The organism is Streptomyces sp. NPDC051211 (genome assembly GCF_040689505.1).
Classification (GTDB): domain Bacteria; phylum Actinomycetota; class Actinomycetes; order Streptomycetales; family Streptomycetaceae; genus Streptomyces.
The window spans coordinates 63,211-75,872 of the sequence record NZ_JBFBAV010000007.1 but is presented as its reverse complement, the minus strand read 5'-3'; the positions used below and the strand labels follow the sequence as shown (position 1 = coordinate 75,872).

Annotated in this window: 12 protein-coding genes; 4 read left to right on the top strand and 8 right to left on the bottom strand. The window is 71.5% G+C overall.

Going from position 1 to position 12,662, the window contains the following annotated elements:
- Positions 1–15: 15 nt before the first annotated feature.
- From trpA to AB0447_RS09965, 5 genes are all read right to left on the bottom strand, one after another.
- On the bottom strand, positions 16–882 hold the full coding sequence (trpA, locus tag AB0447_RS09985; RefSeq protein ID WP_366476079.1) for a tryptophan synthase subunit alpha: 867 nt from the start codon (positions 880–882) through the stop codon (positions 16–18).
- Positions 875–1,885 (bottom strand): hypothetical protein, encoded by a 1,011-nt coding sequence (locus AB0447_RS09980; RefSeq protein WP_366476078.1) that lies wholly within the window; start codon positions 1,883–1,885, stop codon positions 875–877. Before AB0447_RS09980 ends, trpA begins: the two co-directional genes overlap by 8 nt.
- A gap of 2 nt (positions 1,886–1,887) precedes the next feature.
- The gene (locus AB0447_RS09975) at positions 1,888–2,151 is read right to left on the bottom strand and encodes an acyl carrier protein (protein WP_366476077.1); all 264 of its coding nucleotides are present in this window, start codon (positions 2,149–2,151) and stop codon (positions 1,888–1,890) included.
- Position 2,152: 1 nt separating this feature from the next.
- Positions 2,153–3,643, bottom strand: a complete 1,491-nt coding sequence (locus AB0447_RS09970) for an AMP-binding protein (RefSeq protein ID WP_366476076.1) — start codon at positions 3,641–3,643, stop codon at positions 2,153–2,155.
- Between the two features lie 250 nt (positions 3,644–3,893).
- Complete coding sequence (locus AB0447_RS09965; RefSeq protein WP_366476075.1) at positions 3,894–4,559, bottom strand: LysE family translocator; 666 nt, start codon at positions 4,557–4,559, stop codon at positions 3,894–3,896.
- 337 nt (positions 4,560–4,896) lie between these two features.
- Between AB0447_RS09965 and AB0447_RS09960 the strand changes: the two genes are divergently transcribed.
- Positions 4,897–5,892 (top strand): LuxR C-terminal-related transcriptional regulator, encoded by a 996-nt coding sequence (locus tag AB0447_RS09960; protein WP_366476074.1) that lies wholly within the window; start codon positions 4,897–4,899, stop codon positions 5,890–5,892.
- Here AB0447_RS09960 and AB0447_RS09955 read toward each other — a convergent pair.
- Positions 5,885–6,049 (bottom strand): hypothetical protein, encoded by a 165-nt coding sequence (locus AB0447_RS09955; RefSeq protein ID WP_366476073.1) that lies wholly within the window; start codon positions 6,047–6,049, stop codon positions 5,885–5,887. The two genes, AB0447_RS09960 and AB0447_RS09955, sit on opposite strands and share 8 nt — an antisense overlap.
- Before the next feature lie 268 nt (positions 6,050–6,317).
- Here AB0447_RS09955 and AB0447_RS09950 point away from each other — a divergent pair, with 268 nt between their 5' ends.
- A complete protein-coding gene (locus AB0447_RS09950) occupies positions 6,318–7,286 on the top strand; it encodes an NAD(P)-dependent oxidoreductase (protein WP_366476072.1) in 969 nt (322 codons plus the stop codon).
- Between the two features lie 258 nt (positions 7,287–7,544).
- The gene (locus AB0447_RS09945; protein WP_366476070.1) at positions 7,545–8,714 is read left to right on the top strand and encodes a transposase; all 1,170 of its coding nucleotides are present in this window, start codon (positions 7,545–7,547) and stop codon (positions 8,712–8,714) included.
- Here AB0447_RS09945 and AB0447_RS09940 read toward each other — a convergent pair.
- Positions 8,690–10,609, bottom strand: a complete 1,920-nt coding sequence (locus AB0447_RS09940) for a helix-turn-helix domain-containing protein (protein WP_366476069.1) — start codon at positions 10,607–10,609, stop codon at positions 8,690–8,692. The genes AB0447_RS09945 and AB0447_RS09940 overlap by 25 nt on opposite strands.
- Before the next feature lie 331 nt (positions 10,610–10,940).
- Between AB0447_RS09940 and AB0447_RS09935 the strand changes: the two genes are divergently transcribed.
- Positions 10,941–11,615 (top strand): 50S ribosomal protein L11 methyltransferase, encoded by a 675-nt coding sequence (locus AB0447_RS09935; RefSeq protein WP_366476068.1) that lies wholly within the window; start codon positions 10,941–10,943, stop codon positions 11,613–11,615.
- On the opposite strand, the gene AB0447_RS09930 is transcribed toward AB0447_RS09935, so the two are convergent.
- Positions 11,605–12,573: a transaldolase family protein gene (locus tag AB0447_RS09930; protein WP_366476067.1), complete on the bottom strand. Its 969-nt coding sequence runs from the start codon at positions 12,571–12,573 to the stop codon at positions 11,605–11,607. The two genes, AB0447_RS09935 and AB0447_RS09930, sit on opposite strands and share 11 nt — an antisense overlap.
- Positions 12,574–12,662 lie beyond the last annotated feature (89 nt).

Sequence of the window (12,662 nt, the reverse complement as noted above, 5' to 3'; positions counted from 1 at the left end):
TGTGATCTCCGTTGGTTAGTTGGTCGGTTGTTCTTCACGTACGGGCGTGTGACGCAGCCCGCGGACGAACCCGCGGAGTTCGGCGAGCAGATCGCCGCCGGACTCCAGGACCCGTTCGGTCTCCGCCACCAGGGCGCTTCCGACGATTGCCGCGTCCGCACCCAACTCGCCCATGGCCGCCACGTCCTCGGCGGTGCGAACCCCGAAGCCCACGGCCACCGGGGCCGCGGTGAGCCCCTTGAGGGTGGCGACCACCGGCGCCAGCGCCGAGCGGTCCGGGGCCGGTGCGGTGCCCGACCGGCCGAAGTGGGCCACCAGGTACAGGTACGCCGAGGCGAACTCGGCGCTTTCGGCCAGGACCTCCCCGGCCGAGTTCGGGTAGCAGGTGGTCACCACCGGCTGCCCGATCCGCTCCGCGGCCTCCAGGTACCGCCGGCGGGCAAGCGGCGGGAGACCGTGCAAGAGCGTCGCGTCGGCCCCCGCACCCCTGGCCCGGCGCAGGAACTCCTCCAGGCCCACCGGCTTCACCGAATGGCCCCAGTCGGCGAGCAGTGCGATCCGGGTGTGCCGCAGGTCCGGCCGCACCCGCTCGACGAAGCCGAGTACGGCATCCAGGTCCACGCCCCGGTCCAGCGCCCGCCGCGCGGAGCGCCGGATGACCGGGCCGTCGGTCACCGAGTCCGGGAACGGCACAGCCAGTTCGAGGCAGTCCACCCGCTCGGCGTCCAGCAGCCGCACCAGCTCGTCGAGCCGGTCCAGCCCCGGGTCGCCGGCGTTGAGGAACAGGGCCAGGCCCGGGTCGGCGGGGCCGCGGCCGGGGAAGAATCCGGTCCCGGCGTCCGTGTGCCCCGCGCTGTCCGTGCTGTCCGTACCGTCAGACACCGGCTCGCACCTCCCGCCGCAGCCGCTCCACCAGCTCGACCGCGGCCCCGTCGGACACGGCCGCCCGGGCCGTCGCGTACGCCTGCGCCCAGTCGGTGCTCCGTCCGGACGCGATGGCTGCGGCGGCCGCGTTGAGGCAGATGCTCTCCACCGCCGCCGCCGGGCCGCGGCCCCGGAGCAGTCCGAGCAGGTGCTCGGCGGGGTCGGTGCCCTCCTCGGCCGGCCGGAGGTCGGCGAGGGTGCCGTCCACCGCCGAGCCGACCGTCTGGGGCCCCACGACCCTCTCCGCGCCGTTGGCCAGCACGGTGTTCGCGGTGAAACTGAGCAGCTCGTCCACGCCGAGGCCGTTGCGGACCAGCCAGATCCGCCGGTCGGCCGCCAACTCGGCGAAGCTGTCCCAGAGCTCCGGCGAGGAGACGCCGGTCAGCTGGACCTCTACGGGCACTGCGGCCAGGAACGGACCGAGCACGTTGACGAACCGGCCGATCTGCTGAATGCCGTACGGCAGTACGGCACGGGCCAGCTCGGTCAGCTCCGCCGGGTAGACGAACCCCGAGGCGAAGGCCAGGTTGAACCGGCCGAGCAGGTCCTCGCACTCGGCGTAGGAGCGCGCGGTGGGAATGCCGAGCCGGTCCAGGATGTCGATCGAGCCGTACCGGCTGCTGTAGCCGCGCGACCCGGTCTTGACGATCGGCACCCCGGTCGCCGCGGCCACCAGGACCGCGGCGGTGGTCAGGTTGAAGGTGGCGGGGCCGCCTCCGGTACCGACCAGGTTGACGACGCCGGGCCAGCGGGCCGGCAGCGGTGCGGACCGGTCGGCCAGCGAACCGAGGAACGACTCCAGGGTCGGAGTGGCCGGCGTGCGGGTGGAGATCGAGGCGAGTACCGCGACGGCCTCACCGCCCTTCAGCCGACGCGCGTGCAGCCGCTCCCAGAAGTCCGCCCAGACGTGGCGCTCCACCGGTTCGGAGCCCCGGACCAGACTGTGCAGCAGATCGGGCACGGCTACTTCGCCCCGATGGCCACCGCGTCGGCCTGGGTGAGGAAGGCGTCGATGGCGGCGACCGACCGGAAGTTCTCCGGCAGGATGTCGAGCGAGTCGATGTCCAGCTTGTAGGTGTTTTCCAGCCAGCCCACCAGGGTCAGCAGGCCGAGGCTGTCGACCACGCCGTTGGCCAGCAGGTCGAAGTCGTCGTCGATCTCATCGACGTTGACCTCCAGCAGGAACTGCTCGATCAGGTATCGCTTGATGTCGTCGGTGCGCGCCATGTCAGCCTCCGGTTGCAGTGGTGGGTCGGTCGGTTTGCGCCTGCCGGGAGACGCGCTGTACGGCCTTGCGGTCGAGCTTCCCGGTACTGGTGCGGGGCAGCGGGGTGTCCACCAGCTCGACGGTGCTCGGGATGGCCACCCTGGGCAGCAGCCCGGCAATGTGTTGACGGATGATCAGGGAGTTGAGCCGCGCGCCCTCGGCGCGTTCCACGACGGCGTGCAGCCGCATGCCCGCGAGTTCGTCGGGCTCGGCGAGCACCACCGCCTCGTCGACCGCCGGATGGCTGCGCAGGGCGGCCTCGACCTCGGTGGTGTTGATCCGCACGCCGCGGACCTTCACCACGTAGTCCCGCCGGCCCTCGAGGGTCAGCACACCGTCGGCGTGGCGGCGAACCAGGTCGCCGGTGCGGTAATAGCGCCCGTCGGGGCGCTCCGAGAAAACGCCCCGGTCGAGCTCGGAGTCCAGATAGCCGACGGTCTGGAACGGGGTGGAGACCACGAGTTCGCCGCGGCCCGGACCGTCCAGCTCGGCGCCGTCCTCGTCCAGGACCAGCGCGCGGACCCCGTCGATCGGCCGGCCGATCGGCACCGTACCGTACGGCATCGGGTCCATCGGGTCGATCGTGTGGATGAAGCTGTCGTTGGTCTCGGTGCAGCCGTAGACGTTGTGGAAGATCGCCTTGGGCAGCAGGGCCGGCAGCGGTTCGAAGCCCCGGGCGCTGACGGCGTCACCGGTGAGCAGCGCGTGCTCGACGCCGTCCAGCATCAGCCCGTGGTCCGCCTCGGCGGCCTGGGCGAGCAGCTGGTAGAGCATCGGGACGCCCTGGACGACCTGGACCGGCCTGGCCCGGAACTGCGCCAGCAGGTGGGCCGGGTTGGCGGCCAGGTCCTGGTCGATCAGGGTGACGCAGCCGCCGCGGGCCAGCGTGGTCCAGATGTCGAGCAGGCAGAGGTCGAAGTTGAGCGGCGCATAGTTGAGCACCCCGCTCTCCGGACCGATGCCGAAGTAGTCGGCGGCCCAGTCGGTGAACCGCTCCACCGCACCGCCGGTCAGCGGCACGACCTTGGGCAGCCCGGTGGAGCCCGAGGTGGTCAGGAGCAGCACGACGTCATCCGGGTCGGACTCCTCGGGGTCCGCGAACTCTCCGCCGCCACACGTCAGTTGGCCCGGATCGGGCAGCCGACGGGCACCACAGCGGTCCAGCAGGCCGGCCAGCGTCTCGGCACCGAGCTCCGCCGAGGGCAGGAGCACTGGCTGGCGGAGCATCAGGCAGGCCAGCACCACGGCGATGGCCTCCGGCGACTTCTTCGCCACCATGGCCACCGGCTCGACGGAAGGCAGGCCCAGCCCGACCAGCTGCACAGCGGCCGCGCCGGCCATCCTGCGCAGTTCCGCGTAGCTCACCTCCTCCGCGTGCCAGAGCAGTGCCGGCGCCTGCGGACGGATCATTGCCTGTTCGGCGATCCGGCCAGGGAGCGATCTCCATGGCATCGAGCAGTCCTCCGTCTCACGTAGAAATGTCTGCATCAGCAGCCGAGAATCGATCACGGTTTTGGCAGAAAATGTGCGCACGCGGAATAGCCGCGGCGACGAGCGGCCGCGACGATGGGTACGCCGGAGCCCTCAAAGATTGAATGGTTGAATATGTGCTCAGAAGTTGATTACTGAACTTCCCCATTGGCACGGAGAAGCTCCTGATGTCGCTCATCCGACGCCAGGGATTCCGGATATGCGGCCGGACTCAGTCCGCTTGCCGCCCCGAGGGCTGCGCGAACGCGGCGAAGACGCCGAGCAGAAGGTAGGTAATTCCGGTAACGTATTTCTGCGCGCGGGCGAACCGCACATTGCGGGCGAGCCAGGCGCCCACGCCGACCGAGGCCATCGCGTACAACAGGTCCATGGCCAGGGCGATCCCGAAGAACACCAGCCCGAGAGTCAGCGTCTGGCTCGCCACCGAACCCCGGTCGGGGTCGACGTACTGCGGCAGCAGCGAGAGGAAGAAGAGCGCGACCTTGGGGTTGAGGACGTTCACCAGGACACCTTGCCGCATCAGCGCCCCGATGGGCCGATGGTCGTCGGCCCCTGACGCCCCCTCACTCACCGTGCCGCTCGTGGACAGCAGGGTGCGAACGCCCAGGTAGACGAGGTAGGCGGCACCGGCGTACTTCACCACGTTGAACGCCAGCGTGGAGGTGGCGACCAGCGCCGACACCCCAACCACCGTGCCCACGACGTGCACCAGCGTGCCGAGTTCCACCCCGACCGCCGAGGCGAACGCCGCCCGCCGGCCCTGGCCGATGCCGCGACTGAGGATCAGCAGCATATTCGGCCCGGGCACGGCGACCACCGCGAGCACCGTCGGCAGGAACAGCATCAGCGCCGCCGTCGACGGAAGCGTCAGCTCCACGGGGTCCGTCCTCCGCCGCAGCCTGCGGACTGACCTTGACTCAGCCCCACTCCAGGTCCTCGCCCTTGCAGCCTGCGCCGCCGGCAGCGAAACCGGAACCCGCCCAATTGGCTTGAAATGCTGTTCGACTGTCCGCCATGCCGCTCATCCCCCGTTAATTCACCGCGCTTTGACATACCCCGCCCATACGCTGGGTCTCGAGCGGGGATACCTTCGATCCTGCCACCAAATCTCGGTAAGTCCAGGGATGACCGGTGTCCCAAAGGTGCCGTGACTGGTGACGGCCAGGTTGTCCGCGAGAGAACCACCGAGCAGTACCACCACCACGGAGTAGCAGATGGATCTCGAGAAGGACCGGAAAGTCCTGACGTCCCTGTACCGGCAGTTGAGAAATGAGCCGAATCTGGGCACGCCGGAGATCTGCGCCCGGGCGGGCCTGGATCCGTCCTCCCTGCACGAGGCCGTGGCACTGCTCACCGAGCTCGGCCTGCTGGCCGAGTCCGGCCACCGCGACGGACGGCCGGCCGTCACGGCCACGGAGACCGCTCTCAACCGCCTCGCGCAGCAGGCGGAGCAGACTGCTGCGCGCTCACTCGAGGAGACCATCCGGATCCGTAAGGCGATCCGGCTGCTCACCACCGAACTCGCCGATCAGTACCAGCAGCAGGAGAGCATGGCGCCTGCCGAGCTGATCGTCGGCCTCGATCGCATCTCGGAAGTTTTAGAGGACTGCACGGAACTCGCCCAGGACGAGGTTCTGAGCATGCACCCGGGCCCGGTCGTGGAGAGCCGCTCCAAGGCCCGCCTGGAGCGCAATCAGAAGGTGCTCGACCGCGGCGTGGGGATGCGCACCATCCACCTCGCCTCTACCGCGCGGCTGCCGCAGGGCCTGGCCCTGCTCGAGGAGATGCAGCGCGCGGGGGTCAGCATCCGGCTCGTCCCCACGATCCCGTTCCGGCTGATCATCATCGACGAGGTGATGGCCTTCACGCCGGCCTTCGGCACCGAGGCGCAGCCCACCGCCATGGTCACCCGCGGGCCGGTGATCACCCGGCTCCTCAGGCGGGTCTTCGAGCACTGCTGGCAGTCCGCAGTCGAGCTCGGCACCGACACCCTGCCGCCGCAGGTCCCCGAGGACACCCCGATCACCGGCCAGCAGGCAGGCATCCTGCGGCTGATGAACGCCGGCTTCAAGGATGAGGCGATCGCCCGCGAGCTCGGAGTGTCCACCCGTACGCTGCGCCGTCTGATGAACGACCTGATGGAGAAGCTCGGGGCGGACAACCGCTTCCGGGCCGGCGTCCGGGCCCAGCAGCTGGGCTGGCTCAAGTAGCCCTCGTCGTCGCCGTTCCAGTCGCCCCGACGGCGGCGAGCTCCCGCACCCGGGGGTTGGGCGAGCCGAGCCGAGCCGCGTGGACGCGTGAGCCGGGGTCGGCGTCCAGGACGTCGAGGTGGTTCAGGTCGAGGGCCGAGCCGGTTGGCGTCCTCACGTTCACCGGGCCGGACGGTCAGCCTCGCACCATCGAGCTGACGACCGGACGGCGGCGTGGCTGGGTGTCCAGAGCTGCCTATAGTCGGCTGAGATCGGCTGCACGGGGACGGTGGGGGCCGTGCTCGCAACGCGCGCGGTCAGCATCCGGGCCGGGGGTAGCCGCGGGCGAGGATCGTCCACTCCGTCTCGTCCGCCAGCGCGGCGGCCGACTGCCGTGCAGACGGCATTGCCTGTTTTCGTCTGCGCACCGAAGGGTTGGGAGCAGCATGCCGGAAAGGCGCATCCTCATCACGGGCGGTACCGGGTTCATCGGATCCCACGTGGTCCGCCGGCTGTCCTCCCCCGGGGAAGGAACCGCCGCACCCGCCCTGCGGCTCCTGACCCATCGGCGCACACCCGTGGCGGGCTCCCCGGCGGCCTCCGGAGCGGCGGCCGAGTTCGTGCGGGGCGACCTCTGCGACCCCGCGTCCCTGCGCGGCCTCTGCGACGGCGTGGACACCGTCCTCCATCTCGCCGCACACATCGGCGGGAACCGGGAACGCTGCCGCGCCGTGAACGACGAGGGCACCGGGCACCTGCTCGCGGAGGCCGCCCGGGCCGGCGTCGGCCGGATCGTCCAGCTGGGCACCGCCGCGGTCTACCGGGACGGCCCGCACCGGGGCGAGGCGGAGGGCGAACTCGCCGTCGGGCCGGTCTCGCCCACCAGCGTCAGCCGCCTCGCCGGGGAGGAGAGGGTGCTGGCGGCCGGCGGGACCGTACTCCGCCCCCACCTGGTCTACGGCGAAGGGGACACCTGGGTGGTGCCGGCCCTCGTCGACCTGGTGCGGCGGATCCCGCACTGGGTCGACGGCGGCCGGGCCCTCGTCTCCCTGGTCAGCGCCGACGACCTGGCCCGGGTGATCGCCGCACTGGCCCTCCACCCCGCTCCCCCGACGGGGGGCGTCCTGCACGCGAGCCATCCCGAACCGGTTCCGGTCCGCGAGCTGGTGTCGGTGGTGGCCCGGCAGCTCGGGCTGCCGCTGCCCCAGGGGAAGATCTCGGCCGGCCGGGCCCTCGAGCTGCTGGGTGCGGGCGGTGACCCGGTGTGGGCCCGCCGGCTCTCGCTCCTCACCGTCGACCACTGGTACGACAGTTCACGCCTGTGGCAGCTCACGGGCTGCCGGCCCGGCCCCGCCTTCGCCGAGGCGTTCGCGCGCTGCGCACCCTGGTACCAGACCGCGCTCAACCCGCTCTGACCTGCGCATACGCGGGTCGGAGGGGCTCTTGGCGGGGGCTGGGGCGGGGGTGCCGGTGGGTAAGCCGGTGGTCGGCCACACCCCCGTCGGCGGGGCCCGTGACACCGCCGCACCCGGCTGCGAGCCCGGTGATGGCCCGGGACCCACCCATGGGGCCCAGGTGTGTGACGGGCACACCTGGGCAACGCATCGGCCCGGGGCGCACCGTGGGGGTCCTGCCGGAAGCGGCGGGCGCCGACGCAGGGGGGAGACATGGGGATGCGTCTCGTTCGGGAGAGCCAGATCAGCCACCGGGTACCGGAGGGTGCCGTGGGCGCGCTGTGCACGGAGTTGTTCGCACCACTGCCGCGCAGCGACCAGCGGCGCAAGGGGGAAATGTACGTCCGCGGACTGCTGTCGGCCGGGGGCCGCAAGTCGATCCGCAACATCGCGGCCTGTGTGGGCGACCGGGCGGCCGAGCAGAGCCTGCACCACTTCATCTCCTCCTCCACCTGGGACTGGACCCTGGTACGGGAGGCACTCGCGCGGCGTCTGGAGCGGACCCTGCGCCCCCGGGCCTGGGTGGCCCATTCCGTGGTGATCCCGAAGGCGGGGCAGCACACGGTGGGGGTGGAGCGCAGGTTCGTGCCGAGCCTGGGCCAGGTGGTCAACAGCCAGCAGGTGTTCGGGATCTGGGCGGCGAACGAGGAGCTGAGCGCCCCGGTCAACTGGCGGCTGATGCTCTCCGGGGGCGGCCAGGAGGCCGAGGACGCCGGGGACCCGCTGGAGTGCGTGGCGGGGGCCGCCCTGGAAGCGCAGCGCTGGGTCGGCGGACGTCCCCACCCGGTGGTGATGGACCTGCCGGACAGCGAACCGGCCGCGGTGGCACGCCGGTTCGAGGCGGCCGGGCTGCCGTTCCTGGCCTCCGTACGCGGCTCCACGGGGGTCGTGCCCGCGGCGTCGGCCCTGCTGGGCCCCGGACGCCTCGCGGCCGCGTCGCCGGTCCTGCCGGGCCGTGACAGCCGCGAGGTCCCCGCCGATCAGCTCCTGCGCATGCTGCGCACCCTGCGGCGCCCGGTGACCTGGACGGACCCGGCCACCATGGCGGTGCGGACCAGCCTGGTGGCCGCGGTGCCGGTGCGGCTGCCGGGCACCCGGCGGCCCCTGGTCCTGCTGGGCGAATGGAACGGCCCGGGGGTCCGGCCGCAGAAGTGCTGGATCACCGATCTGAGCGCGGTGCCCTGGGGCGGCCTGCTGCGGCTGACGAAGCTGACCCAGCGCACGGGGCGGGACTTCTCCGGGATATCCACCCGGGTCGGGATGGTCGACTTCGAGGGCAGGTCCTTCGAGGGGTGGCACCGGCACACCACGCTCGCCTCGGCCGCGCATGCCGTGCAGGCGCTCACCGGGGCGTGCGCGGCGGTTCAGCCGGAGGCGCGGCCCGCCTGATCGCGGCGGCCGCGCACCAGGGCCTGCCGGGTGCGCTGCATCTGCAGGGCCAGCTGGACCTCCAGGGCCTGCGCCGGCTCCAGCCAGTCGGGGCCGAGGAGTTCGGCTATCCGTTCCAGTCGGCGGGAGACGGTGTTGGGGTGGACGTGGAGGCTTTCGGCGGCCCGGGTGGGGCTGCAGGCCGAGGCGAAGTACGCCTCCAGGGTGCGGGCCAGGTCGGTGCGCTGCTGGGTGTCGTAGTCCAGGACCGGGCCGATGGTGTTGTTGATGAACTCGGCGGTGTTGGGGCTGTCGGACAGCAGCAGGCCCAGGAAGCCCAGTTCGCGGGGTGAGGCGGTGCCGCCCTTGCCGCCGAGGGCGGTCAGGGCGTCGAGGCAGCAGCGGGCTTCCTGGTAGGTGCGGCTGATCCCGGACAGGTCGGTGACCGGGCCCGCCGTACCGATGGTGACCGGGTGGGTGAGTGCCGAGGAGAGGTCTTGGGAGACGGCCTTGCCGACGGTGCCGGGGTCGGTGCCGGGCAGCAGCAGGATGATGCAGCCGCCGTCCACGCTCTTGAGGCCGGAGTGCTGGTGTGCGTAGGAGGAGGCCCAGATCACGGCCCGGCCCAGGGAGCCGCCCTCGGGGCGGGCCACCACGACCACGTGCGGGCCGTCCAGGTTCACACCGAGGCGGCGGGCGCGTTCGGCGAGCTTGGCCGCCGGCATCTGGTCCTCTTTGAGGAGGTCGTTGAAGAGCTCGTCGCGGACCTGGCCCTCGGCGGCCGCCGCGCTCCGCTGCATCAGCAGTACCAGGGCTGCGGCCTGGGCCACCAGGCCCAGCAGCTGGATGTGCTGCGAGGTGTCCGAGGACCGTTCCGGGGCCGCCGGGTCCGGGGCCAGCAGGATGGTGCCGAGCATCTCCTGGCCGGCGATGGCCGGGGCGACCCAGAGGCCGTCGGCGGCGCGGACCGGCCGGCGTTCGGTGTGGGCGTCCAGGGAGGCGGCCCGGATGGTGTTCTCGTCCAGGGTGGGGAAGGCGCCGACGGTGTTGAGGTCGCGTCCGACGTGGTCGCGGATGATGAGGGAGCCGCCGAGGAGCGGGGCTGCCTCGGTGGCCAGGGCGTGCAGCCCGCCGCCCTCCAGGACCAGCTCGATCAGCCGGCTGTGGGTGGCGCGCAGCCGGTGGGCGGCGGCGGAGGAGTCCATGGCGCGGGAGGTGTCGAGCTCCAGACCGGCGACCTCGTCGCGTACCCGGTCCAGCAGGCGGGTCTTCTCGATGGCCACGGCGGCGAGGTCGGCGAGGGAGCTCATCAGGGAGAGCTCGTCGGGGTCGAAGTGCCGGATGCGGCGGCCGGCGACGTACAGGTTCCCCAGGTCGCTGTCCTCGTGCCGGAGGGGCACCGCCATGATGGCGTGCAGCCCTTCGGCCCGCACCACGTTGTCGATGACGTCGGAGTGGGTGAAGCTGTCGTCGCGGAGGTAGTCCGCCGACCAGAAGGGCGCGGACCGCTGCCGCGCCTGCCGGCCGACTCCGCCGGTCATCGGGACCTCGAAGCCGACGGTGATCGCCGAGGTGTGTCCGTCCGCCGCGCGGACGACGGAGCACTCCTTGGGGAAGTCGTGGAAGGTCACCCAGGACATGTCCAGGCCCAGCAGCAGGCGGGCGCGGCGGGTGATCACCTTGAGCAGGGTGTCGAGGTTGTACGGGTGGGTCAGGTCCCGTGCGGTGTCGACGAGGGCGCTGAGTCCTGCTTCGCGCTGCTGGCGGCGGGCGAAGAGGCCCCGGATGCTGAGCGAGAGGTCCTTGGCGCGGGTCAGGCGGGTCAGGTCCTCTTCGGTGGCTCCGGCTGCGCGGGCCGCGTACACGAGGCGCTCGAACTCCTCTGCGGGTGCCTCACGCGCCAGGAGTTCCAGCATGTCGGAAACATCCGTATGCGGTTTTTGGCTCCCTGACATCACAATCGTCTCCCCCTCGACGTACTGCTGTGCTGCCTCGCCCCGGTGGAACGTAGTGCGGTCAACGGGGCCCGGTCAAGAATGTCTTGAGTCCAGAATGCCAGGTCAGAGAGGCGTGGTGTGGTGGCATCACCACCCGCTGTGAGTGATGTGGTTGTCTGGCCACCTTTTGGGTGGACCCTGCGCAGATCAGGCTGTGTGCGGCGCCAACACCGGCTGCCTTACCACTGGTTGCCGCGGGGGCCCGATGACACAGGTTCAGAGCTTTGAACGCTCCGTCCACCGAAGTCGCATGTCGCCGGAGCGTACGGACCGGCCGCAGGTGTTCTCGCTGTGCGACCGCGAGTGGGATCTGCTCGACGAGTTGTTCGCTCCGGCCTTCTCCCCGTCGACCGCGCTGGCGGTGGATTTCCTGGACCTGGCCGGCCCTCACTCCGCCCCGCGCGGCGGGTCCTTCCTCGAAGTGGGCTGCGGGGCCGGGGTGGTCGCCGTCATGGCGGCGCTGGCCGGCTACGACCGTGTCGTCGCCTCCGACATCATCCCGCGGGCGGTGGAGAACGCCGCCGTCAACGCCGAGCGCCACGAGGTGCAGGACCGGCTGAGCGCGCTGCACAGCGACCTGTTCTCCGGCCTGTCCGACGGCGACCGGTTCGACGTCATCTTCTGGAGCTCCAACTACGTGCGGGCACCCGAGGATCACCGGTACCGGTCGGTGCAGGAGAGTGCCTCAGCGGACTCCGACCGGGCCCACCGCCGCTACCTGGAGCAGGCGCCGCACTGGCTCACCCCGGAGGGCTCGGCGCTGCTGCACCTCAGCGACCGGGGCGATGTGCCGGCGCTGTACCGGATCGCCGAGGAGTGCGGGCGCGAGCTGAGCGTGCTGCGCAGCCACCGGGTGCGGGAGGGGCAGTACGGGGACGCGATGGTCGAGCACCTGCTGGTGCGGATCCTGCCGGTCAGGACCTGAGGACCCAGACGTCCTGAAGCCGGCCCAGTTCCGCTGCCTCCAGCGCGGTGGCGACCTCCGACATCCGGATCCCGAGGGTTTCCAGGATGTCCAGGGCCCGGCGGCCCTCCATGTGCGCGTTCAGCAGGGTGTCTCCCCGGAGCTCCACCTGCGCCGCGGCGCTCTCCAGAACCTCCAGGGACGCGGCCTGGGCCGTGTTCGTGCCGATGAGCCCGCTGATGTGGCGGGGTGAAACCGCTGTCCACACCAGGCCCGGAGGCAGCGCCCCGGCCGCCCGGAGCACCCGCCACCAGGCGCCGCCCAGGCGTTGTTCGCGCAGCCGGTAGATCTGCCGGGCGACGGCGACGGCCGCGGTGTCCTCGGCCCTGATGGCGGGCCCGCCGCGGCGGGGGAGCGCCGCGAGGCGGGCGTTGACCGTGTCGTCGAGGAGTCCGACCGGGATGGAGGCCACGGCGGCCATGCCTTCGAGCGGCCGGCCGTCGGTGAGGGCGCGTTCCAGGCCGTTCAGGTAGGCGCCCATCACCTGGTCGTAGCGTTCGGCGGAGAACACCAGGTCGGCGTCGACTCCCATGCCGAGGGCCACACAGTCCTCCAGCGCCACCAGTCCGGCCTTCGTGGCCGGGATGCGGAGCAGCAGGTTGGGCCGTCCCACCTCCTCGTGGACGGAGCGGGCATCGGCCACGATGGCCTGCGGGTCGTGGGCGACCCGCGGATCCACGGGTACGGACACCCGGCCGTGCCGGCCCTCGCTCGTCAGATAGGCGTCCCACAACGCGTCGCAGGCCCGCCGGGCCGCGTCCGGGTCGGCGCTGGAGGCCACGGCTCCGTGCAGCACGGAGGCTTCTGCCGGGCGGAACAGCGGGCCCGGTAGAAGATGGACGTCACTCGCGGCCAGCCAGGGCGAGACTCCCTCTGCCGCCAGCTGCTTCAGCAGTGCCACGGCTGGTTGGCTCATCATGAGTCGAGCCTAGGGGGGCGCTTCCAAAGGCCGCATGCTTTCCTCCCGGTCCTTGTCAGGTGCAGTGAACGGGTCCGGCGGTAGCCGAT